This is a genomic window from Pseudomonas sp. FW300-N2A2 (assembly GCF_017351735.1).
GTDB classification, from domain to species: Bacteria; Pseudomonadota; Gammaproteobacteria; order Pseudomonadales; family Pseudomonadaceae; genus Aquipseudomonas; species Aquipseudomonas migulae.
This window is the reverse complement of sequence record NZ_JACNDU010000009.1, coordinates 17265-39060: the sequence shown is the minus strand read 5'-3', so window position 1 is coordinate 39060 and position 21796 is coordinate 17265. Positions and strand designations below refer to the sequence as shown.

Below are 21796 nucleotides of genomic sequence, written 5' to 3'. Positions count from 1 at the left end.
TTCACCTTATTCAAACCTGTGCGATCCACTTGCGATGGGTATGGATCGACATCAAAACCCCAAACGCTGACAGCAGCGTTACCAGCGAAGTTCCTCCGTAGCTAATGAACGGCAACGGCACCCCTACAACCGGCAACAGGCCACTGACCATACCGATGTTGACGAAAACGTAAACAAAAAACGTCATGGTCAGGGCGCCCGCGAGCAGTTTGCCGAACAATGTCTGGGCCTGGGCGGTAATCACCAGCCCGCGACCGATCAACAACAGGTAAATCAGCAGCAGTGCGCAGATGCCCACCAGGCCGAACTCTTCACCCATCACCGCAATAATGAAGTCGGTGTGGCTTTCCGGCAGGAAGTCGAGGTGCGATTGCGTGCCCAGCAGCCAACCCTTGCCGAACACGCCGCCGGAACCGATGGCGGCTTTCGACTGAATGATGTTCCAGCCGGTGCCCAGCGGATCGCTTTCCGGGTCGAGGAACGTCAGGATTCGTTGCTTCTGGTAGTCGTGCATGATGAAAAACCACATCCCCACGGCCACCGGCACGGCGGCGGCCAGTACGCTGATGATCCAGCGCCAGCGCAGCCCGCCCATGAACAAAACGAATGCGCCACCCGCCAGGATCAGCAGCGAAGTGCCGAGGTCGGGCTGACGCACGATCAGAATGAACGGCAAACCGATCAGGAACAGGCTGACGCCCACATGTTTGAGCTGCGGCGGCAAGGTGCGCTTGGACAAGTACCAGGCGATGGTCGCCGGCATCAGGATCTTCATGAACTCCGAAGGCTGGAAGCGGATCACCCCCGGAATGTTGATCCAGCGCGTCGCGCCCATGGCGTTGTGGCCCATGACGTCCACCACCACCAGCAACAGCACGCCGACGACATAAGCGACCGGCACCCAACGGGCCATGAAGCGCGGTTCGAATTGGGCGATGACAATCATCGACACCAGACCGATGCCGAAGGAAGTGGCTTGCTTGGCCAGTAGGTCCCAGCTCTTGCCGCTGGCGGAATACAGCACGAACAGGCTGCCGGCGGCGAGGGTCAGCAGCAGGATCAGCAGCGGGCCGTCAATGTGCATGCGTTGCAACAGCGTCGCACGGCGACGCATCACATCCTCGCTGGAGAGGATGCGATCGAAATTACTCTTCACGGGCCGTAGCCTCCGCACTGATAGGGCTGGCGTATTCGGCTTTCAGTCGGCCGTCCTGGTCGAGGAGCCAGGCGTCCATGACTTGACGCACCACCGGCGCGGCGACACCGGAACCGGACTCGCCGTTCTCGACCATCACCGACACCACGATTTTCGGGTCGTCGGCCGGCGCGAAGCCGACAAACAAGGCGTGGTCGCGATGACGTTCCTGAACCTTCGAACGGTCGTACTTCTCGCCCTGCTTGATCGCGACCACCTGGGCGGTACCACTTTTGCCGGCGATCCGGTATTGCGCGCCGATCGAAGCCTTGCGCGCCGTACCGCGCGCACCGTGCATCACTTGCTGCATGCCGTGGTTGACCCGGGTCCAGTCGGACGGATCGCGCAGGATGATGTCCGGCATCGGGTTGTCATCCTTCGGCCGCTCGCCTTCGACGGTCTTGGCCAGGTGCGGACGGTTCCACACGCCTTTGTTGGCCACCAGCGCCGTGGCCTGGGCCAGTTGCAGCGGCGTGGATTGCATGTATCCCTGACCGATCCCGAGAATCAGCGTTTCACCCGGGAACCAGGCCTGGCGACGGGTCGCGCGCTTCCACTCACGGGACGGCATCAGCCCCGGCGACTCTTCGAACATGTCCAGCGAGACCTTTTGGCCGATGCCGAACTTGCCCATGTAGGCCGACAAGCGATCAATCCCCAGCTTGTGGGCCAGGTCATAGAAGTAGGTGTCGTTGGACCGCATGATCGCCGTATCCAGATCGACGTAGCCGTCACCGGTACGGTTCCAGTTGCGATACTTGTGATCGTAATTGGGCAGCATGTAGTAGCCGGGGTCGAAGACCCGGGTCGACGCGGTGACAACGCCCGAGTCCAGGCCCGCAATGGCCACCGCGGGCTTGATGGTCGAACCCGGCGGGTAAAGACCACGCAGCACGCGGTTGAACAACGGCCGGTCGATGGAATCACGCAGTTCGGAATAAGCCTTGAAGCTGATGCCGGTCACAAACAGGTTCGGGTCGAAACTCGGCTGACTGACCATTGCCAGCACTTCGCCGGTTTTCGGGTCCAGCGCGACCACCGCACCACGGCGACCGCCGAGTGCCGCTTCGGCCGCTTCCTGCAACTTGATGTCCAGGCTCAGGACGATGTCCTTGCCGGGAATCGGATCGGTACGCTTGAGCACCCGCAGAACGCGGCCTCGTGCGTTGGTTTCGACTTCTTCGTAACCCACCTGGCCATGCAGCTCGGGCTCGTAGAAACGCTCGATGCCGGTCTTGCCGATGTGGTGGGTGCCGCTGTAATTGACCGGATCGAGAGACTTCAGCTCTTTCTCGTTGATCCGCCCCATGTAACCCACCGAGTGCGCAAAGTGCGCGCCCTGCGGGTAATGCCGCACCAGCTGCGCAACCACTTCCACACCCGGGAGGCGGAACTGGTTCACGGCGATGCGGGCGATCTGCTCTTCGGTCAGCTCGAACAGGATCGGCACCGGCTCGAATGGCCGACGCCCCTGGCGCATGCGTTTCTCGAAGATCACCCGATCCTCAGGCGTCAGTTCCAGCACTTCGACGATCACGTCGAGCACTTGCTGCCAGTCGCCGGAACGCTCGCGGGTCATGCTCAGGCTGAAGCTGGGCCGGTTGTCGGCCACCACCACGCCATTGCGGTCGAAGATCAATCCGCGGGTCGGCGGAATCGGCTGCACATGGACGCGGTTGTTTTCCGACAGGGTCGAGTGGTACTCGTACTGGATCACCTGGAGGAAATACAGGCGAGCGATCAGCACGCCGATCAGCACCACCACTGCAATAGCCCCGAACACGACGCGGCCACGCACCAGACGGGCGTCTTTTTCGTGGTCCTTGATGCGGATCGGCTGGGACATGAGGCAGAACTACTTGTGGTAAGGGTGACCGGACAGAACTGTCCAGGCACGGTACAGCTGTTCGCCGATCAGAATCCGCACCAGCGGGTGCGGCAACGTCAACGGTGACAACGACCAGCGCTGATCGGCCCGCGCACAAACTTCCGGCGCCAGCCCTTCGGGGCCGCCGACCATGAAATTCACCGTGCGCGAGTCCAGCCGCCAGCGATCGAGCTCGACCGCCAACTGCTCGGTACTCCAGGGCTTGCCGTGGACTTCGAGGGTGACAACGCGCTCGTTCGGCCCGACCTTGGCCAGCATGGCTTCGCCTTCCTGACGGATGAAGCGTGCCACGTCGGCGTTCTTGCCACGGGTGTTGAGCGGTATTTCCACCAGTTCCAGCGCCAGCTCGGACGGAAGACGCTTGGCATATTCATGCCAGCCTTCTTCCACCCACTTGGGCATGCGTGAACCGACGGCGATCAGTCGCAGTCGCACAGCAATCCCTTACAGCTGGTCTTTGTTGAGCTTGGTGAAATGCTCGTGGGTGTTTTCCGGGCTGTGATGCGCAGCGCTGGCCGAACGGCTCTGCTCTGCACCGGCCCACAGGCGTTCCAGGTCGTAGAACTGGCGAGCCGAGGCGGTCATCATGTGCACGATGACGTCGTCCATATCCAGCAGGACCCAGTCGCTGTCGCCCTTGCCTTCTTCACCCAAAGGCTTGACGCCCTGGGCTTTGACGGCTTCGCGGACCTTGTCCAGCATGGCGCCGATCTGGCGGTTGGACGTACCGGTAGCGATGATCATGAAGTCAGTGATGCTCTGCTTTTCACGAACGTCGATGACCTGGATGTCCTGGGCCTTCACGTCTTCCAGGGCTGCCACGGCAACCTTGACCAGCGCTTCGCCAGCCAGCTCAGGGCCGGTTGGCGCTTCTACTGGCAGCGGGGCGCTCTTGAATGTGCCTTTGCGCTTTACTTTAGCTACGTCTTTGTCAGTCATATAAAACTCGTTTTGCTCGTATGTTCGGGCGCTTCGCTACACGCATTCACGCGCCTTGAAGCGCACCCTTTTTTTCAGTTCGACGCACGGTAAAGTCCGTGCGCATCGATGTAGGCCAGGACCGCGTCGGGCACCAGGAAACGTACCGACTTACCGCTGGCCAGCAGTTGACGGATCTGGGTGGCGGATACCGCGAGCGGCGTCTGCCAGACGAATGCAATCTGTCCGCTCGGCCCTTTAAGGGCCAGCGGGTCGCTCACCGAGCGCGCTGCCAGCAGGTTGCGCAAGGCATCCGGCGGTTCGCTGTCGGCATCCGGGCGTTGCAGCACCAGGATGTGGCAATGCTGGAGCAACTCTTCCCAGCGGTGCCAAGTGGGCAGGCCGCAAAATGCGTCCCAGCCCAAAAGTAGAAAAACCTGGTCTTCAGCGGCCAGTTCGGCGCGCATCAGTTCCAGGGTGTCGATGGTGTAGGACGGCTTGTCCCGCTGCAATTCGCGGGCGTCCACCACCAACGGCGCCACACCGGCCACCGCGCACTCGACCATCGCCAGACGGTCCTTCGCCGACACCTGCGGCGTACCGCGATGCGGAGGCCTGGCACTGGGTGTCAGGCGTAACTCGTCGAGCGCCAGCGCTTCGGCGACTTCCAGCGCACCGCGCAAATGGCCGATGTGCACCGGGTCGAACGTCCCGCCCAGCATGCCGATACGCCGAGGCGCAGGTTCGCTGGTGGTTACCGGGGCCGACGGATTAAGGTCGCCCAAGTCAGACCGACGCCTGGCCGCGCAACTGGCCATCACCGACCACGATGTACTTCTCGCAGGTCAGACCTTCGAGACCCACCGGGCCGCGGGCGTGCAGCTTATCAGTAGAAATGCCAATCTCGGCACCCAATCCGTATTCGAAGCCATCAGCGAAGCAGGTCGGGGTGTTGATCATCACCGACGACGAATCGACTTCCGCGACGAAACGCCGGGTGTCTGCAAGGTTTTCGCTGACGATCGAATCGGTGTGATGGGAGCCGTACTTATTAATGTGCTCGATGGCCTGGTCCAGCCCGTCGACCACGCGGATCGAGAGGATCGGCGCCAGGTATTCGGTGTGCCAGTCTTCTTCTGTGGCCACTGCGGCATCGATGATTGCCCGCGTGCGCTCGCACCCCCGCAGTTCAACGCCTTTTTCGCGGAACTGGGCAGCCATCGATGGCAGGAAATCTTTGGCAACGGTTTGATCCACCAACAGCGTCTCCATCGCACCGCAAATGCCATAACGGTAAGTCTTGGCATTGAAGGCAATACGCTGGGCCTTCGGCAGATCGGCGTGGGCACTGACGTAAACGTGGCAGATACCGTCCAGATGCTTGATCACCGGCACGCGCGCATCACGGCTGACGCGTTCGATCAGGCCACGGCCGCCACGGGGCACGATGACGTCGACGTATTCAGGCATGGTGATCAGCGCGCCAACGGCGGCACGGTCGGTGGTTTCGACCACTTGCACCACGGCGGCCGGCAGATCGGCTTCGGCCAGGCCGCGCTGGATGCAGGCGGCGATGGCACGGTTGGAATGAATCGCTTCGGAACCGCCGCGCAGGATGGTCGCGTTGCCGGACTTCAGGCACAGGCTGGCGGCGTCGATGGTCACGTTGGGGCGAGATTCGTAAATGATCCCGATGACGCCCAGCGGCACACGCATCTTGCCGACCTGAATCCCCGACGGACGGAAGCTCATGTCGCGAATGGCGCCGACCGGGTCCGGCAACGCTGCAACCTGGCGCAAACCGACGATCATGCCGTCGATACGCTCCGGGGTCAGCGCCAGACGTTCCAGCAGCGCAGGTTCCAGGCCATTGGCTCGACCAGCCGCCAGATCCAGCTCATTGGCGGCCGTCAGCTCGGCACGCGCGGCATCCAGCGCATTGGCAGCCGCCTGCAAGGCGCGGTTTTTCTGCGCGGTGCTGGCACGGCCGATGATGCGCGACGCTTCACGGGCGGCGCGACCCAGGCGGGTCATGTAGTCGAGAACGGACTCAGTCATTGTCTGCTGTGATCTTGGCAAAGATGAAAGCGGCAGATTATAGCTGTCGCGTCCCCTGACTAACAGCGGTGACGGGCGGATGGTCGAAATGGAGGGCAATTTGCCGACGTTCAGCCGTGATTAAGCTGCAAATTGTTATCATCACGACTCAATCAGCTTTGATAAATGCCGTTCATCATGTCCAACCTGACTGTTCGTGCGACCGCTGCGGGCCTGCCCACCGGGCTCCCGGACGCATTTTTCGACCGGGATGCGCAAACGCTGGCCCGGGATTTACTTGGCAAAGTCATCCGGCATCGGGTCGGTGAACTGTGGCTCAGCGCCCGGATCATCGAGACCGAAGCCTATTACTTCGAAGAAAAAGGCAGCCATGCCTCTCTCGGCTACACAGAAAAGCGTAAGGCTTTGTTTCTGGATGGCGGCCACATTTATATGTATTACGCCCGGGGCGGCGATTCCCTGAATTTCAGCGCTCAAGGTCCGGGCAATGCGGTTTTGATCAAATCCGCGTATCCGTGGGTCGATGAGTTGAGCGGCCCAGCAAGCCTGGCGCAGATGCTGCTGAACAATCCCGACGCCCAGGGCCGCCCTCGCCCGTCGCAAAAACTCTGTGCCGGGCAAACGCTGTTGTGCAAGGCGCTGGGTTTGAAGGTGCCGGTATGGGACGCCAAGCGTTTCGATCATGAGGTGCTGCTGGTGGAAGATGTCGGCCCGGCGCCGGGCCACATTATTCAAACCACACGCCTGGGCATTCCCCATGGGCGCGATGAGCATTTGATGTACCGCTTCGTCGATGCAGCTTACGCGCCGTATTGCACGCGAAACCCGCTGCGACGGGGGCAGGTCGAAGGTCGCGATTATTTTTTGCTCACTTGAACAATGAAAATCCCTTGTAGGAGCAAGCTTGCTCGCGATAGCGGTCTGACAGTCGAAGCAGATGTTGCCTGACACTCCGCCATCGCGAGCAAGCTTGCTCCTACAAGGGTCTGTAGTGTTTTGAAGAGTGCGTTCGGCCCTTGAGGCCAATTGATTATTCAATGGAGTTGTTTTTATGGGCCCATGGCTCGATAGCGTGACCGGATGGCTGACGGTCAACCCGCAATGGCTGGCTGCGGCGGTGTTCATCGTGGCCTTCGTGGAATGCCTGGCGATTGCCGGACTGATCGTACCCGGCACGGTGTTGCTGTTTGCCGTCGCCGTGCTGGCCGGCAGCGGTGCGCTGTCGTTGAGCGAAACCTTGCTGCTGGGATTCGTCGCCGGCGTGATGGGCGATATCGTTTCCTACTTTGTTGGGCGACATTTCCATCAGAACATTCGGCGCCTGCCCGGCCTGCGCCATCACCCGGAGTGGATCGCCGGTGCCGAGGCTTACTTCCAGCGCTATGGCATCGCCAGCCTGCTGGTCGGACGATTCATCGGGCCACTAAGGCCGATGCTTCCGATGGTCGCCGGGATGTTCGACATGCCGTTCCCGCGCTTCGTCGCCGTCAGCCTGCTGGCCACTGCCGGCTGGAGCGTCGCCTACCTGCTGCCCGGCTGGGCCACGGGCGCGGCGATTCGCTTGCCATTACCGGAAGGTTTCTGGCCTGAGGCCGGGATCGTCGCCGGCAGCATCGCCGTGATGATCGGCCTGAGCGCAACCAGCAGCCTGCGCCGCCATCGCAAGGCCACGATACTGATCGCCAGCATGAGCTTGTTGATTCTGGCCGGATTGTTTATCGGTTACCCGCACCTCACCGCTCTCGACCAGGGCTTGATGACACTGGTGCAGGAACACCGCAGCCCGATGCTCGATGAAGTCGCCGTGACTTTCACCCTGATCGGCGAGTTCCGCAACATGCTGCTGTTCAGCGCCCTGCTCACCGTTTTGCTGCTGCTGACCCGGCAATGGCGACAGGCGATTTTCGCCGGCAGTACGCTGCTCGTCACCGCACTCGGCAATACGCTCACCAAACACTTTTTCGCCCGGTTGCGCCCGGAAGTCCTGAGCGACCCGCTTACCAGCTACAGCATGCCCAGCGGCCATGCCTCGGGCTCTTTCGCGCTGTTTCTGACGCTCGCCGTGCTGGCCGGTCGCGGACAACCGCCAAGGATGCGCCTGACCTGGTTGCTGCTGGGTTGCCTGCCGGCGCTGGCGATTGCCTTGTCGCGCGTGTACCTGGGCGCGCACTGGCCAACGGATGTGCTGGCCGGCGCCATGCTGGCGGCGTGCGTGTGTGCGGCGAGCCTGGGGTTGAGTCAGCGCCAGACACCGCTCAACGCCATGCCACCCAAAGTCTGGTGGCTGGTGTTGCCGGCGATGGTGGTGTTATTCGGCTTCTTTGCGTTGCGGCATTTACCGCACGCAATGTTGCGGTATGCCTATTGATCGAACACAAAAAGCCCGAGCATTGCTCGGGCTTTTTTTATCCAGCGAAATTGTTCAAGTACGTCGAGCTTCGCGTTTTTCGATCAGCGCATCCGCGGCATCGGCGGCAGCCTGAGCAGCGACTTCATAGTTGAATCGCTGTTGACTCTTCAGCACGACCAGCATGACCTCAACGGCGCATTGATCCCAGATAGCCTGTTTTTGTGTTGCGTCGGAATCCATTTACATCTTCCTTTTCAAGTGTGAACCCACTTCCTGTGGGCAGACTTGAAACTATGCGCATCCGTTGCTTCCGACAATGCTGGCCTGAGGCCCAAACTGCTACCAAATACGTTCATCAGCCCTTCGCTCTCAAGCGAACAACTCACCCTGCAATTCATCGAGCAGCGCCTGGATCGCATCCAGTCGTTGCTGCGGATCGTCGAGTTGCAGCAGGTCGATCTTGTCCACCTCGGCGAATGGCAGCAGGTACGCCAACTGATTGGCCAGCGACTGTTGCCCGGTCGCTTCGGTGCCCATGTTCAGCGCTTCGACCATCGGGTGTTCGGCCAGGGCCTTGAGCAGTGCGACGAGGTCGGCATCCTCATCCTGCAAGGGTTGCTCCGGTTCGTCTTCCAGCCACTCGACCTCGGCGACGGTCAACTGATCGCGCTGAACCTCGGTGCGCAATACGTGAAAGCGCCGCCCGCCCTGCACCCGAATGCCCAGCAGGCCATTGTCCTGCTGCTTGAAATCGGTGATCAGCGCCTCACACCCGACCAGCGCATAACCTGACGGGGCGATGCCGACCTCTTCACCCTCAAGGATGCACACCACGCCGAAGCCGCCGCCCTGTTTCATGCAGCGACCAATCATGTCCAGGTAGCGCGCCTCGAAGATCTGCAAGTCGAGGATGCAGCCCGGAAACAGCACCGTATTCAGCGGGAAAAGCGGCAGGCTCATAGACATTTCCTTACACCACCATCGACACCGCCAACGGCAGGAACACTGCCGTGGCCACGCCCATCAGACTCATCGCCAGCGCCGCGAAGGCGCCGCACTCTTCACTTTCCTGCATCGCCACGGCCGTGCCCACCGCATGGGCGGTCATGCCCAGCGCCATGCCGCGCGCCTCGGGGCTGTGGACGCCGAGCCGGTTCAGCAGGCTCGGCCCAAAGATCGCCCCGATCACGCCGGTGATCAACACAAAAACCGCCGCCAGCGCCGCGACGCCGCCGATCTGTTCGGCCACCAGCATCGCGATCGGCGAGGTCACCGACTTCGGCGCCATGGTCATCAGGATCATGTGCTCGGCACCAAACGACCACCCCAGCAACACGCCCATGCCGGTGGCAATCACGCCACCTATCACCAGCGTAGTAAATATCGGCCAGAACAACTGCCGAATCCGCCGCAGGTTGAGGTAAAGCGGCACGGCCAGCGCAACGGTGGCCGGGCCGAGCAAAATACTGAGGATCTCGGTGCTCTTGCGGTACTCGGCGTAGGTCAGGCCGCAGCCGACCAGCACGCCAATGACCAACAACATGGAGACCAGCACCGGCTGCAGAAAAATCCAGCGGGTTTTCTCGAACGCCGCCAACACCAGCTGATAGGCGCCGAGGGTGATGCCGATGCCGAACAATGGATGATGAATCACCGACACCCAGGCGCCCTGCCAGTCGAAGATCATTGCGAGTCCTCGCGGTGCGCGTGGCGTTTGACCATGCGCTGCATCAGCACACCGGCGAACGCCATGGACAGCAGCAGCGACAACACCAGTGCGCCGACGATGGCCCAGAAGTCCGCGGCAATGTCCTTGGCGTAAACCATCACGCCCACGGCCGGCGGCACCAGCAACAACGGCAGGTAACGCAGCAGGCTGCCGGCCGCCAGGCTCAACGGCTCGCCGACCTGGCCACGGCTGATCAGGAACACCAGCAGAAGCAGCAGGCCAATGATCGGCCCCGGCAGCACCGGCAAAAACAAATGGTTGATGGCGGTGCCCAGCAATTGGAACAACACCAGCCAGGTCAGGCCACGTAACAACATCCGTCCTCTCCCCCGAAAAATCGCGCCCGGCATTATAAGCATGCCAACGCTATAGACCGGCATTCGCCAAAAGCATGGTCAGTTGACCGGAGCAATTTGCCATGTTGATCTAAAGTGGTAATCCGGGAGGTCAAATCCCCCCACCTCAAAACTATAAAACCGATGAACCCAAGGAGAGTCTCAATGCCCTATGTTCCAGTTGCAGAGCTCAAAGATTATGTCGGCAAGGAACTTGGACGTTCCGAATGGCTAACTATCGATCAGGAGCGCATCAACCTGTTCGCCGAAGCCACTGGAGACTATCAGTTCATCCACGTCGACCCGGTCAAAGCCGCGCAAACGCCATTTGGCAGCACCATTGCCCACGGTTTCCTGTCGCTGTCGCTGATCCCGAAACTGATGGAAGACATCCTCATCCTGCCTGAAGGCTTGAAGATGGTGGTCAATTACGGCCTCGACAGCGTGCGGTTCATTCAGCCGGTCAAGGTCAATTCGAAAGTGCGCCTCAAGGTCGACCTGACCGAAGTCACCGAGAAGAAGCCCGGCCAATGGCTGCTCAAGGCCACCGCCACGCTCGAGATCGAAGGTTCGGACAAACCGGCCTATATCGCCGAGCCACTGTCGCTCTGCTTCGTGTAAACGCTCCCGGATGCGAAGCAGCTCACGCTGTTTCGCGACCTCTCTCTATATCTCAGTCATAGAGCTGCGGCATACTCGGTCGCCTAATTGCCCGGATCCCGCTATGCGCTCACTTGCACTCATTGCCTTGACCCTGATGCTCACCGCTTGCGGCGACAGCGAATCGCTGTTGCCGCCCGATGCGCGCCTGCCGGACGGCGGCCGCTATCGCGGAGACCTGGTCAACGGATTGCTGCAAGGCCAGGGTCGCGTCGATTACCCGAACGGCAGCTGGTACGCCGGCAGTTTCGACAAGGGCCAGTGGCACGGCCAGGGCGAATGGCACGGCAGCAACGGCGAGCTGTATCGCGGCAATTTCAACCTGGGGCTGTTCGACGGCCAGGGCACGCTGACCACCAGCGGCAGCAGCTACACCGGCGGCTTCAAGGCGGGTCGGCGCGAAGGCGAAGGCACCCTCAAAGAAAACGGCATGACCTACCGCGGCGAATTCAAGGCCGATCAATATTCGGGGCTCGGCCGTCTGGAACTCGAAGACGGCAGCTCGTATCAAGGTCAGTTCGCCCACGGCAAACCCAACGGCGAAGGCCAGCGTGGCGACGCCAGCGGCAATCAGTTCACCGGGCATTTCAAGGACGGTCAGCTGGAAGGCAACGGGACATTCAACAGCGCTGAAGGCGACATTTACGTCGGCAGCTTCAAGAACAACCAACTGCACGGCAAGGGCCGCTACGAAAACGCCGACGGTGATGTCTGGCTCGGCCAGTTCAAGGAAGGCTCGCTGAATGGCAAAGGCGAGTTGATCGGCGCCGACGGCAGCCACTACATCGGCCAGTTCAGCGACTGGCGCTTCACCGGTCAGGGCCGACTGAACCTTTCAGATGGCAGCTTCTACATCGGCCAGTTCGACGGCGACAGTTATCAGGGACGCGGCACGCTGGTGCTGACCGATGGCACCGTGCAGAGCGGCACGTGGGCCAACGGCCAACGAGTACGCGATGCCGACGGCAAGCTGTTGCCCGACAGCCTTGAACTCGGATTGCTGGCACAGGGCCGCTTGCTCGAAGACGCGCTGGCCAATGTGCCGGCTTCGACCCCGGCGATCGAGTTGTACACCTTGACCGTCGGCGGTGACGGCAAGCAGAGCGTGTTCCTGCGTGAATCCGATTACGTCAGCAACATGCTCACCAGCCGTTTCGGTGCGTTTGGCCAGATCCGCCTGGTGAACCATCGCGACCACCTCGTCGACCGGCCGATGGCCACCCGGGAAAACCTGCGCCGTGCGGCGCTGACGCTGGCCGAGCGCAGCGGCCCGGAAGACCTGATCTTCATCTACCTGACCAGCCACGGCACCAGCGAGCACGAACTGGTGCTCGACCAGCCACGCATGGAGCTGTCCGACCTGCCGGCCAACGAACTCGGCGCCGTGCTCGCCCCGCTGAAAAACCGCGACAAGATCATCGTGATTTCGTCTTGCTACTCCGGTGGTTTCATCCCCGCCCTGAAGGACGAACGCACCCTGATCATGACCGCGTCGCGCGCCGACCGCGTGTCCTTCGGGTGCTCGGAAGAAGCCAACTTCACCTACTTCGGCGACGCGCTGTTCGCCCAGGCCCTGAACCAGACCGACGACCTGGAACAAGCCTTCAAGCTGGCCAAGGCCTCCGTGGCCGAGCGTGAATTGGCGGACAGTTTCGAAGCCTCTGAACCGCAAATCTGGGCGCCGAAAACCGTTCTCTCCCATTGGCAGCTGTTACGTAAACAGCAGGCACGAAAAGCGCTACAAAGTGTCTCTATCGACAGCAAGGACGCAAAGAGCAACTAAGCTGATCAGTATCAAGGGGGACATATTATGTACTTGACGCCTCAGCACGTATTGCTTGCCGGAGCTACCGGGTTAACCGGTGAACACTTGCTTGATCGCCTGCTCAACGAGCCCACGATCACGCGCGTATTGGCCCCCTCACGCCGGCCGCTGGCCGAGCATCCGCATCTGGAAAACCCGGTCGGCGACCCGGCGATGTTCCTGCCGCAACTCAGCGGTCGCGTCGACATCGCCTACTGCTGCCTCGGCACCACGATCAAACAGGCCGGCTCGGAAGCGGCGTTCCGCGCGGTCGACCTCGACATGGTAGTGGCCTTCGCCAAACGGGCGCGGGAAATGGGTGCACGACACTTGATCGTGATCAGCGCCCTGGGGGCCGATCGCAGATCCTCGGTTTTCTACAACCGGGTCAAAGGCGAGATGGAGTACGCATTGCGCGCACAAAACTGGCCACAGCTGACCATTTGTCGACCTTCGGTGTTGCTGGGTGAGCGCCTCGAACCGCGTCTGGCCGAGCAGGTCGCCGGTCCGTTGTCCCGCTTGATCCCCGGCAAATACCGCGGCATCGAAGCTTGCCAACTGGCCAGGGCGATGTGGCGACTGGCGCTGGAAGAGCAGGATGGGATACGGATTGTCGAGTCGGATGAGTTGAGGAAGCTAGGCAAATAATTTGTTGAGTCAGGGATGAACCATCGCGAGCAGGCTCGCTCCCACATTTGATCTGTGTCGCTCACAAATCCAATGTGGGAGCGAGCCTGCTCGCGATAGAGCGCGAAGCGCTCTCCTACAATCCACCCGTCGCCTGAAAACTCACGCCGATCACCGTCAACACCGACAACGGCAACAGCAGCGTATCAAGCAACGCGCTGGCCGGCAGATCGACACCCGGATAACTCGGCGCCTCCGCGCCAAAACGATCCATCGCACAGCAACCGCCATTCAGGGCGTACAAGTCCAGGCGCGTCCCCGCATACACCACCGGCGCCCCCGGTTTGGCAGCATCCAGCGTGCGTGCCGTGGCGCACCCCGCCAGTTGCAGCGCCAGCACAATCGTCAGCAGCTTATTCATCGCTGGTCAGATGATGCTCGCCCCAACGCGGCAGCATGTCTTGTGGAATATTCAGCAGGTTGAGAATCCGCGCCACCACGAAATCGATCAGGTCATCGATGGTCTGCGGCTGATGATAGAAGCCCGGCGACGCCGGCAAAATGGTCACGCCCATGTTCGACAACTTGAGCATGTGCTCCAGATGAATGCTCGAATACGGCGCTTCACGCGGCACCAGAATCAACTGGCGACGCTCCTTCAGCGTGACATCGGCGGCGCGCTCGATCAGGTTGTTGCAGGCACCGGTGGCAATGGCCGACAGCGTACCGGTCGAACACGGCACGACCACCATCGCCGACGGCGCGCCGGAGCCCGAGGCCACCGGTGACATCCAGTCTTCCTTGCCGTACACCCGAATCTGCCCGGCGGCAGCGCCGGTGTACTCGGTGAGGAAGGCCTGCATCATTTGGGTTTTCGGCGGCAGCGTGACGTCAGTCTCGGTGGCCATCACCAGTTGCGCAGCCTTGGAAATCAGGAAGTGCACCTCGCGGTCTTCGCGGATCAGGCAGTCCAGCAGGCGCAAACCATACTGGGCGCCCGAAGCGCCGGTCATCGCCAGCGTGATGCGTTCCGGGCCGTTGTTCATTGCAGCGCCTCGGCGAGTTTGCCGTGCAGGCCGCCGAAGCCGCCGTTGCTCATGATCACCACGTGAGTGCCGGGCTGCGCCTGGCTCTTCACACGGTCGATGATGCCTTCCAGTGATTCGCTGACAATCGACGGCACACTGCACAGCGCGGCGGTCGCGCCCAAATCCCAACCGAGGTTGGCCGGTGCGTACCAGATCACCTGATCGGCATCGACCACGCTTTCCGGCAAACCGTCGCGGTGCGCGCCAAGTTTCATGGAGTTGGAGCGCGGCTCGATGATGGCGATCAGTGGCGCGTCGCCGATGCGTTTGCGCAGGCCGTCGAGGGTCGTGGCGATGGCCGTCGGGTGATGGGCAAAGTCGTCATAGATGGTAATGCCGCGGACCTCGGCGACCTTTTCCATCCGGCGCTTCACGCTTTTGAACGCGCTCAATGCGGCGATGCCCATCGATGGCACAACACCGACATGCCGCGCGGCTGCCAGGGTGGCCAGTGCGTTGGCAACGTTATGCTGGCCGGTCATGTCCCAATCGACCACGCCTTGAGCGACGCCTTCGAACATCACTTCGAATTTCGAACCGTCTTCGCTCAGCAGTTTGACCTGCCACTGACCACCGGCGCCGGTGGTTTGCACCGGGGTCCAGCAGCCCATCTCGATCACGCGCTGCAATGCCGGCTCGGTGGTCGGATGGATCACCAGGCCTTCGCTCGGGATGGTCCGCACCAAATGGTGGAACTGCCGCTCGATGGCCGGTAGATCGGGGAAGATATCAGCGTGATCGAACTCCAGGTTGTTCAGGATCGCCGTGCGCGGGCGGTAGTGAACGAACTTGGAGCGTTTGTCGAAGAACGCACTGTCGTACTCGTCGGCTTCGATCACGAAGAACGGCGTGCCGCCCAGACGCGCCGACACCGAGAAATTCTGCGGCACGCCGCCGATCAGGAAACCGGGGCTCATGCCCGCGTGTTCCAGCACCCAGGCCAGCATGCTGCTGGTGGTGGTTTTGCCGTGCGTACCGGCGACGGCCAGCACCCAGCGGCCCTGCAGCACATGATCGGCCAGCCATTGCGGACCGGAGACGTATGGCAGGCCTTTGTTCAGTACGTATTCAACAGCCGGGTTACCGCGGGACATGGCGTTGCCGATGACCACCAGATCCGGCGCCGGATCGAGCTGGGCGGGATCATAACCTTGGGTCAGTTCAATGCCCTGCGCCTCGAGCTGAGTACTCATCGGCGGATAGACGTTGGCATCGGAGCCGGTCACGTGATGGCCCAGCTCTTTGGCCAGAACCGCCATCGAACCCATGAAAGTGCCGCAGATACCAAGAATATGAATGTGCATTAGTCGACCTCGTAAAACATGGCCGCAGGTTAGCGTAGGGAGGCGAAAATCGCACCTTTGTTTCGTGTCAGCCTCTGTAGGAGCCCGGCTTGCTGGCGATGGCGTCCTTGAAATCGCCATCGCCGGCAAGCCGGGCTCCTACAGGTCCGGCGTTTTAACCGAAGAATGGGAAACACCCCATTTTTTGTAGGAGCCGGCTTGCTGGCGATGACGTCCTTGAAATCGCCATCGCCGGCAAGCCGGGCTCCTACAGGTCCGGCGTTTTAACCGAAGAATGGGAAACACCCCATTTTTTGTAGGAGCCGGCTTGCCGGCGATGGCGTCCTTGAAACCGCCATCGCCAGCAAGCCGGCTCCTACAGGTTTGCATTCACCGGGCGATGCCGTGTTTACGCAGCTTTCTATAGAGGGTGTTACGGCTGACACCCAACTGCTCGGCGGTATGGGTCATGTGCCAACGGGTATGCTCCAGCGCATTCAGCAACGCCAGGCGCTCGGCATCATCCAGCGGATGTTCGCAAGACGGTTCGACGGCAACAACCGGCACCGGCCTGGCCTGTCGAATCATCGCCGGCAAATCCTCCAGCCCGATCCGCCCGCCATCACACAACGCCGCCAAGGTGCGCAGCACGTTACGCAACTGCCGCACGTTCCCGGGCCAGGCGAAACCCAGCAACGCCTGGCGGGCGGGCTCATCAATCAGCACCGTCTCCCCGCCTGCCTCTTCCGCCAGCAGGAAGTCGAGCAACTGCGATTTGTCACTGCGTTCGCGCAACGCCGGCAACGCAATCTCCAACCCATTGAGCCGGTAATACAAATCCTCACGGAAGCTGCCGTCCTGCACCCGCTCCAGAAGATTACGGTGAGTCGCGCTGATGATCCGCACGTTGACCGCCTCCGGCTCGCCGCCAATCGGCACCACTTGCCGATCTTCCAGCACTCTTAATAGCCGGGTCTGCAACGCCAGCGGCATGTCGCCGATTTCATCGAGAAACAAGGTCCCGCCATCCGCCTGCTGCAACTTGCCGCGCATGCCTTCCTTGCGTGCGCCGGTAAAGCTGCCGCCGCGATAGCCGAACAATTCGCTTTCGATCAGGCTTTCCGGGATGGCCGCGCAGTTGAGCGCGACGAAGGCTTTTTCGGCCCGCTGACTGGCCTGATGCACCGCTTTGGCGAAGGCCTCCTTGCCGGACCCGGTTTCGCCGTTGATCAACAGCGGCACATCCCGTTCGAACACGCGCAGGGATTTGCGGAAGTCTTCCTGCAAACCCGCATCGCCCAGACAAATGCCCGACAGGCGCGCAGGTTCGGCAACGACCCGACTGGTCACTACCGGCACCGGAATGCTGCGCGGCTGACCGCGCAACACGGCAAACAGGCCGCGCCCGTCACGTGCGCGCAACGGCCAACTGGCGCTGGCATTCACACTCGCCCGTCCCAGCAACTCATCCAGCGAGCAATCGAAAAATGCCTCGACCGGTTTGCCCAGCAGCCCGCCGCGACTGTGCCCCAGCAGGTTCAGCGCGCTCTGATTGACCGCGCTGATCCGACCCTCGCCGTCGAACGCCAGCAGCCCCTCGCTGAACAGCCCGACGGATTCCGCCTGCAGGTGAAAACGCAGCAACCATTGATTGTCGAAGTAACGCAGGAAATAGCAGCTCTCGATCATCTTCGCCGACAGATTGACCAGGGCCATGGTGTGGAACTGACTTTGCCGCGACACCTCGTGCCGCGCCGAGGACACGTCGAGCACCGCCAGCAGTTCGCCATGCGGATCGAACACCGGACTCGCCGAGCAAGTCAGGCCAGTGTGACGCCCACGAAAGTGTTCGTCCTGGTGAATGGTCAGCGACTGACGCTCCACCAGGCAGGTGCCGATGCCGTTGGTGCCTTCGCAGGCTTCGCTCCAGTCGGCACCGAGCCAGAGGCCGGCGCGCTCGAAAATCTTCCGCTCGGCGGGTGCCGTCACACAATTGAGGATCACCCCGCGCGCATCCGTCAGCAGCACCGCATGACCGGCGCCGGACAGCTGCTGATGAAGACTGCTCATTTCGTTGCCGGCGATGTGCAGCACTTGCTGCAAGCGTTCGCGGCTTTCGAGGACACGACCATGCTCCAGCACCGTCGGCGCCATGGTCAGGGCCGGGTCGAGGTGATAGTCCTCAAGACAACGCAGCCAGGAACGGGCAATGGACGGATCGCTGCCGGGACCGTGCAGGTGGGATTTCCCCTGGGTCACGGTCAGCACTTGCTGGGCATGGCGACTCAAATGGTTGTCGTGCATTTCTTATTATTCTCCCCGGGGCTCGGTGACCCGTATTGAGGTGATGCCCGAGCATCCTCCAGCCTAGCCCGCATTGCAATGCTGGCAAGACCGGTCAGTCACAGCTTGTGCCACAAGCGGTACAAACTGTCACGGGGGCTGTACCGAAAGCGTCACAGCCGCCATCCATCCGTCCGACAAAAAACGCGCAAGGCCTTGATTTGCCTAGCTCACAGGGCAGTGGCCCGACCTTTGCTCTACGCTTATAGCAAGCGCACATGCGCCTCTCTAATAAGTACAAAAGCCAAGGAGAAAACACCATGCGTTACGCTCACCCCGGTACTGAAGGCGCTATCGTTTCGTTCAAAGCCAAATACGGTAACTACATCGGCGGCGAGTTCGTCGCGCCTGTCAAAGGTCAGTACTTCACCAATACCTCGCCAGTGAATGGCCAACCGATTGCCGAATTCCCGCGCTCCACGGCCGAAGACATCGACAAAGCCCTGGACGCTGCCCACGCCGCTGCCGATGCCTGGGGCGCCACGTCCGCCCAGGCGCGCTCGCTGGTGCTGCTGAAAATCGCCGACCGCATCGAGCAGAACCTGGAACTGCTGGCGATCACCGAATCCTGGGACAACGGCAAAGCCGTTCGCGAAACCCTCAACGCCGACATCCCGCTGGCCGCCGACCACTTCCGTTATTTCGCCGGATGCATCCGCGCGCAGGAAGGCAGCGCTGCCGAGATCGACGGCAACACCGTGGCCTATCACATCCATGAACCGCTGGGCGTGGTCGGGCAGATCATCCCGTGGAACTTCCCGATCCTGATGGCCGCGTGGAAACTCGCCCCGGCGCTGGCGGCGGGTAACTGCGTGGTGCTCAAGCCAGCAGAACAAACGCCGCTGGGCATCACCGTGCTGGTCGAGCTGATTGGCGACCTGCTGCCACCTGGCGTGCTCAACATTGTGCAAGGCTTCGGCAAAGAAGCCGGCGAAGCGCTCGCCACCAGCAAACGCATCGCCAAAATTGCCTTCACTGGCTCGACCCCGGTCGGCTCGCACATCATGAAATGCGCTGCCGAAAACATCATCCCGTCCACCGTGGAGCTGGGTGGCAAATCGCCGAACATCTTCTTCGAAGACATCATGAAAGCCGAACCGTCCTTCATCGAGAAAGCCGCTGAAGGCCTGGTGCTGGCATTCTTCAACCAGGGCGAAGTCTGCACCTGCCCGTCCCGCGCGCTGGTTCAGGAATCGATCTACGACGACTTCATGAAAGAGGTGATGAAAAAAGTCCTGTCGATCAAACGCGGTGACCCGCTGGACACCGACACCATGGTCGGCGCCCAGGCGTCCGAGCAGCAATTCGACAAAATCCTTTCGTACCTGGAAATCGCCAAGGGCGAAGGCGCCGAGCTGCTGACCGGCGGCAAAGTGGAAAAACTCGAGGGCAGTCTGGCGACGGGTTATTACATCCAGCCAACCCTGCTCAAGGGCACCAACAAAATGCGTGTGTTCCAGGAAGAAATCTTTGGCCCGGTGGTGAGCATCACCACGTTCAAGGACGAAGCCGAAGCCCTGGCCATCGCCAACGACACCGAGTTCGGCCTCGGCGCCGGCCTCTGGACCCGCGACATCAACCGCGCCTATCGCATGGGCCGCGCCATCAAGGCCGGTCGCGTTTGGACCAACTGCTATCACCTGTACCCGGCGCACGCCGCGTTCGGTGGCTACAAAAAGTCCGGCGTCGGTCGTGAAACCCACAAAATGATGCTCGATCACTATCAGCAGACCAAAAACCTGCTGGTGAGCTACGACATCAATCCGTTGGGCTTCTTCTAACCCGGCGCGAAACCGCGTAACGGCCTTCGCGAGCAAGCTTCGCTCCTACAGGATCACGCCGTACCTGTAGGAGCGAGGCTTGCCCGCGAAGGCGCCCTCAATGACACACCAAAATCGCCCTGCCGCTCTGGCACGGGCTTTGCGTGCCCGCTCCACACCAAAAACCAGTTTCCGAAAGTCCAACAGATCAAACAATAAAAAAGACAGCGAGGACTTATGACTTCTTCCACACAGCTCAAACCCACACTCGGCACCCTGCACTTATGGGGCATTGCCGTCGGCCTGGTGATTTCCGGCGAGTACTTCGGCTGGAGTTACGGCTGGGGCACCGCAGGCACTCTGGGTTTCCTCGTCACCGCCCTGATGGTGGCGACGATGTACACCTGCTTCATCTTCAGTTTCACTGAATTGACTACCGCCATTCCCCACGCTGGCGGGCCCTTTGCCTACAGCCGACGGGCCTTCGGCGAGAAAGGCGGCTTGATTGCCGGCATTGCCACGCTGATTGAATTCGTCTTTGCGCCGCCAGCCATTGCCATGGCCATTGGCGCTTATCTGAACGTTCAATACCCGGAACTTGACCCCAAGATTGCCGCCGTTGGCGCCTATTTCGTGTTCATGACGCTCAACATCCTCGGCGTCAGCATCGCCGCCACGTTTGAACTCGTGGTGACCGTACTGGCCGTCGCCGAGTTGCTGGTGTTCATGGGCGTGGTCGCGCCGGGCTTCAGCTTCAGCAACTTCGTGCTCAACGGCTGGTCGGGTTCGAACGAGTTCACCATCGCCTCAATCCCCGGCATCTTTGCGGCGATCCCGTTCGCGATCTGGTTTTTCCTCGCCATTGAAGGCGCGGCGATGGCGGCTGAAGAAGCCAAAGACCCGAAACGCACGATTCCCAAGGCTTACGTCAGCGGCATTTTGACGTTGGTGTTCCTCGCGATCGGCGTGATGGTGATGGCCGGCGGTGTGGGCGACTGGCGTCAATTGTCGAACATCAACGACCCGCTGCCTCAGGCGATGAAAGCCGTGGTCGGCAACAATTCGACCTGGATGCACATGCTGGTCTGGATCGGCCTGTTCGGGCTGGTGGCGAGTTTCCACGGGATCATTCTCGGTTACTCGCGTCAGTTCTTCGCCCTGGCCCGGGCCGGCTACCTGCCACGTTCGCTGGCCAAACTGTCACGTTTCCAGACCCCGCACCGGGCCATTCTGGCCGGCGGCGTGATCGGCATCGCGGCAATCTACAGCGACGGCCTGGTCAACCTGCAAGGCATGACGCTGACGGCAGCGATGATCACCATGTCGGTATTCGGTGCCATCGTGATGTACATCATCAGTATGCTGAGCCTGTTCAAGCTGCGTAAGACCGAGCCGAACCTGGAACGCAGCTTCCGCGCGCCGGGTTACCCGATCGTGCCGGGGATTGCGCTGTTTCTGGCCGTGGTGTGCCTGGTGGCGATGGCGTGGTTCAACCCGCTGATCGGCTGTGTGTTCCTCGGCTTCATGGCGGCCGGGTATTTGTATTTCCAACTGACCGCCAAGCAGCGCTTCGATGCGCCGGCGGATGCGATGCTCGAAGGCGCCTGAGTTGCACCGGTGCCGGGCTAACTCCCCGGCGCCTGCTTTATTGAAGTGCACATCGCTCCCCCTGTGGGAGCCAGCCTGCTGGCGATTGCGGTCTGACAGTCAGCATAGATTTTGAATGACACACTGCAATCGCCAGCAGGCTGGCTCCCA

Annotated in this window: 21 protein-coding genes; 7 read left to right on the top strand and 14 right to left on the bottom strand. The window is 61.2% G+C overall.

Annotation, left to right across the window (positions count from 1 at the left end):
* Window positions 1-10: 10 nt before the first annotated feature.
* From rodA to J4E42_RS14255, 6 genes are all read right to left on the bottom strand, one after another.
* Window positions 11-1114: a rod shape-determining protein RodA gene (rodA, locus tag J4E42_RS14280; protein WP_050550375.1), complete on the bottom strand. Its 1104-nt coding sequence runs from the start codon at window positions 1112-1114 to the stop codon at window positions 11-13.
* Between the two features lie 31 nt (window positions 1115-1145).
* Window positions 1146-3041, bottom strand: coding sequence for a penicillin-binding protein 2 (gene mrdA / locus J4E42_RS14275; protein WP_008035095.1), 1896 nt, complete (start codon window positions 3039-3041; stop codon window positions 1146-1148).
* A 9-nt stretch (window positions 3042-3050) separates the two neighbouring features.
* Window positions 3051-3518 (bottom strand): 23S rRNA (pseudouridine(1915)-N(3))-methyltransferase RlmH, encoded by a 468-nt coding sequence (rlmH, locus tag J4E42_RS14270; RefSeq protein ID WP_007937439.1) that lies wholly within the window; start codon window positions 3516-3518, stop codon window positions 3051-3053.
* A 9-nt stretch (window positions 3519-3527) separates the two neighbouring features.
* Window positions 3528-4022 (bottom strand): ribosome silencing factor, encoded by a 495-nt coding sequence (gene rsfS / locus J4E42_RS14265; RefSeq protein ID WP_008035092.1) that lies wholly within the window; start codon window positions 4020-4022, stop codon window positions 3528-3530.
* A gap of 74 nt (window positions 4023-4096) precedes the next feature.
* Complete coding sequence (gene nadD / locus J4E42_RS14260) at window positions 4097-4786, bottom strand: nicotinate-nucleotide adenylyltransferase (RefSeq protein ID WP_085988415.1); 690 nt, start codon at window positions 4784-4786, stop codon at window positions 4097-4099.
* A 1-nt stretch (window position 4787) separates the two neighbouring features.
* Entirely contained in the window at window positions 4788-6059 is a 1272-nt protein-coding gene (locus J4E42_RS14255; protein ID WP_008035088.1) for a glutamate-5-semialdehyde dehydrogenase, read from the bottom strand.
* Between the two features lie 177 nt (window positions 6060-6236).
* Between J4E42_RS14255 and J4E42_RS14250 the strand changes: the two genes are divergently transcribed.
* On the top strand, window positions 6237-6935 hold the full coding sequence (locus J4E42_RS14250; RefSeq protein WP_032832881.1) for a DNA-3-methyladenine glycosylase: 699 nt from the start codon (window positions 6237-6239) through the stop codon (window positions 6933-6935).
* 175 nt (window positions 6936-7110) lie between these two features.
* Window positions 7111-8427: a bifunctional DedA family/phosphatase PAP2 family protein gene (locus J4E42_RS14245; RefSeq protein ID WP_207285481.1), complete on the top strand. Its 1317-nt coding sequence runs from the start codon at window positions 7111-7113 to the stop codon at window positions 8425-8427.
* A 54-nt stretch (window positions 8428-8481) separates the two neighbouring features.
* Here J4E42_RS14245 and J4E42_RS14240 read toward each other — a convergent pair whose 3' ends face one another.
* The 4 genes from J4E42_RS14240 to J4E42_RS14225 form a co-directional block, all read right to left on the bottom strand.
* Complete coding sequence (locus J4E42_RS14240; RefSeq protein ID WP_008044534.1) at window positions 8482-8649, bottom strand: hypothetical protein; 168 nt, start codon at window positions 8647-8649, stop codon at window positions 8482-8484.
* Window positions 8650-8778: 129 nt separating this feature from the next.
* Window positions 8779-9369, bottom strand: coding sequence for an LON peptidase substrate-binding domain-containing protein (locus tag J4E42_RS14235; protein ID WP_008035081.1), 591 nt, complete (start codon window positions 9367-9369; stop codon window positions 8779-8781).
* 10 nt (window positions 9370-9379) lie between these two features.
* Window positions 9380-10096, bottom strand: coding sequence for an LrgB family protein (locus J4E42_RS14230; RefSeq protein ID WP_008035079.1), 717 nt, complete (start codon window positions 10094-10096; stop codon window positions 9380-9382).
* Complete coding sequence (locus tag J4E42_RS14225; protein ID WP_008044533.1) at window positions 10093-10455, bottom strand: CidA/LrgA family protein; 363 nt, start codon at window positions 10453-10455, stop codon at window positions 10093-10095. The genes J4E42_RS14230 and J4E42_RS14225 overlap by 4 nt, the downstream gene beginning before the upstream one ends.
* A gap of 183 nt (window positions 10456-10638) precedes the next feature.
* Here J4E42_RS14225 and J4E42_RS14220 point away from each other — a divergent pair, with 183 nt between their 5' ends.
* From J4E42_RS14220 to J4E42_RS14210, 3 genes are all read left to right on the top strand, one after another.
* A complete protein-coding gene (locus J4E42_RS14220) occupies window positions 10639-11094 on the top strand; it encodes a MaoC family dehydratase (protein WP_008035756.1) in 456 nt (151 codons plus the stop codon).
* 103 nt (window positions 11095-11197) lie between these two features.
* Window positions 11198-12916: a C13 family peptidase gene (locus J4E42_RS14215; RefSeq protein ID WP_192230193.1), complete on the top strand. Its 1719-nt coding sequence runs from the start codon at window positions 11198-11200 to the stop codon at window positions 12914-12916.
* A gap of 27 nt (window positions 12917-12943) precedes the next feature.
* Window positions 12944-13585, top strand: coding sequence for an oxidoreductase (locus J4E42_RS14210; protein ID WP_008042977.1), 642 nt, complete (start codon window positions 12944-12946; stop codon window positions 13583-13585).
* A 115-nt stretch (window positions 13586-13700) separates the two neighbouring features.
* On the opposite strand, the gene J4E42_RS14205 is transcribed toward J4E42_RS14210, so the two are convergent.
* The 4 genes from J4E42_RS14205 to J4E42_RS14190 form a co-directional block, all read right to left on the bottom strand.
* The gene (locus J4E42_RS14205) at window positions 13701-13985 is read right to left on the bottom strand and encodes a YceK/YidQ family lipoprotein (RefSeq protein ID WP_008035760.1); all 285 of its coding nucleotides are present in this window, start codon (window positions 13983-13985) and stop codon (window positions 13701-13703) included.
* Window positions 13978-14610 carry a flavin prenyltransferase UbiX gene (gene ubiX, locus J4E42_RS14200; RefSeq protein ID WP_008035761.1) on the bottom strand — a complete coding sequence of 211 codons (633 nt, stop codon included), beginning with the start codon at window positions 14608-14610 and terminating at the stop codon, window positions 13978-13980. The genes J4E42_RS14205 and ubiX overlap by 8 nt, the downstream gene beginning before the upstream one ends.
* Window positions 14607-15956, bottom strand: coding sequence for a UDP-N-acetylmuramate:L-alanyl-gamma-D-glutamyl-meso-diaminopimelate ligase (mpl, locus tag J4E42_RS14195; RefSeq protein ID WP_207285480.1), 1350 nt, complete (start codon window positions 15954-15956; stop codon window positions 14607-14609). The genes ubiX and mpl overlap by 4 nt, the downstream gene beginning before the upstream one ends.
* 369 nt (window positions 15957-16325) lie before the next feature.
* Window positions 16326-18239: a sigma-54-dependent Fis family transcriptional regulator gene (locus tag J4E42_RS14190; protein WP_207285479.1), complete on the bottom strand. Its 1914-nt coding sequence runs from the start codon at window positions 18237-18239 to the stop codon at window positions 16326-16328.
* Between the two features lie 299 nt (window positions 18240-18538).
* On the opposite strand from J4E42_RS14190, the gene J4E42_RS14185 reads away from it, so the two are divergent.
* Together J4E42_RS14185 and eat are read left to right on the top strand one after the other, a co-directional pair.
* Window positions 18539-20059 (top strand): aldehyde dehydrogenase family protein, encoded by a 1521-nt coding sequence (locus J4E42_RS14185; protein WP_008035766.1) that lies wholly within the window; start codon window positions 18539-18541, stop codon window positions 20057-20059.
* A gap of 216 nt (window positions 20060-20275) precedes the next feature.
* Window positions 20276-21646, top strand: coding sequence for an ethanolamine permease (gene eat / locus J4E42_RS14180; protein ID WP_008035770.1), 1371 nt, complete (start codon window positions 20276-20278; stop codon window positions 21644-21646).
* Window positions 21647-21796 lie beyond the last annotated feature (150 nt).

Coding starts and splice junctions, on each gene's coding strand:
- eat (WP_008035770.1), top strand. CDS start 20,276: ATGACTTCTTCCACACAGCTCAAACCCACACTCGGCACCCTGCACTTA.
- J4E42_RS14220 (WP_008035756.1), top strand. CDS start 10,639: ATGCCCTATGTTCCAGTTGCAGAGCTCAAAGATTATGTCGGCAAGGAA.
- rodA (WP_050550375.1), bottom strand. CDS start 1,114: ATGCGTCGCCGTGCGACGCTGTTGCAACGCATGCACATTGACGGCCCG.
- J4E42_RS14205 (WP_008035760.1), bottom strand. CDS start 13,985: ATGAATAAGCTGCTGACGATTGTGCTGGCGCTGCAACTGGCGGGGTGC.
- J4E42_RS14245 (WP_207285481.1), top strand. CDS start 7,111: ATGGGCCCATGGCTCGATAGCGTGACCGGATGGCTGACGGTCAACCCG.
- J4E42_RS14210 (WP_008042977.1), top strand. CDS start 12,944: ATGTACTTGACGCCTCAGCACGTATTGCTTGCCGGAGCTACCGGGTTA.
- J4E42_RS14215 (WP_192230193.1), top strand. CDS start 11,198: ATGCGCTCACTTGCACTCATTGCCTTGACCCTGATGCTCACCGCTTGC.
- mrdA (WP_008035095.1), bottom strand. CDS start 3,041: ATGTCCCAGCCGATCCGCATCAAGGACCACGAAAAAGACGCCCGTCTG.
- J4E42_RS14230 (WP_008035079.1), bottom strand. CDS start 10,096: ATGATCTTCGACTGGCAGGGCGCCTGGGTGTCGGTGATTCATCATCCA.
- J4E42_RS14235 (WP_008035081.1), bottom strand. CDS start 9,369: ATGAGCCTGCCGCTTTTCCCGCTGAATACGGTGCTGTTTCCGGGCTGC.
- J4E42_RS14250 (WP_032832881.1), top strand. CDS start 6,237: ATGTCCAACCTGACTGTTCGTGCGACCGCTGCGGGCCTGCCCACCGGG.
- mpl (WP_207285480.1), bottom strand. CDS start 15,956: ATGCACATTCATATTCTTGGTATCTGCGGCACTTTCATGGGTTCGATG.
- rsfS (WP_008035092.1), bottom strand. CDS start 4,022: ATGACTGACAAAGACGTAGCTAAAGTAAAGCGCAAAGGCACATTCAAG.
- J4E42_RS14255 (WP_008035088.1), bottom strand. CDS start 6,059: ATGACTGAGTCCGTTCTCGACTACATGACCCGCCTGGGTCGCGCCGCC.
- J4E42_RS14225 (WP_008044533.1), bottom strand. CDS start 10,455: ATGTTGTTACGTGGCCTGACCTGGCTGGTGTTGTTCCAATTGCTGGGC.
- J4E42_RS14185 (WP_008035766.1), top strand. CDS start 18,539: ATGCGTTACGCTCACCCCGGTACTGAAGGCGCTATCGTTTCGTTCAAA.
- J4E42_RS14190 (WP_207285479.1), bottom strand. CDS start 18,239: ATGCACGACAACCATTTGAGTCGCCATGCCCAGCAAGTGCTGACCGTG.
- ubiX (WP_008035761.1), bottom strand. CDS start 14,610: ATGAACAACGGCCCGGAACGCATCACGCTGGCGATGACCGGCGCTTCG.
- J4E42_RS14240 (WP_008044534.1), bottom strand. CDS start 8,649: ATGGATTCCGACGCAACACAAAAACAGGCTATCTGGGATCAATGCGCC.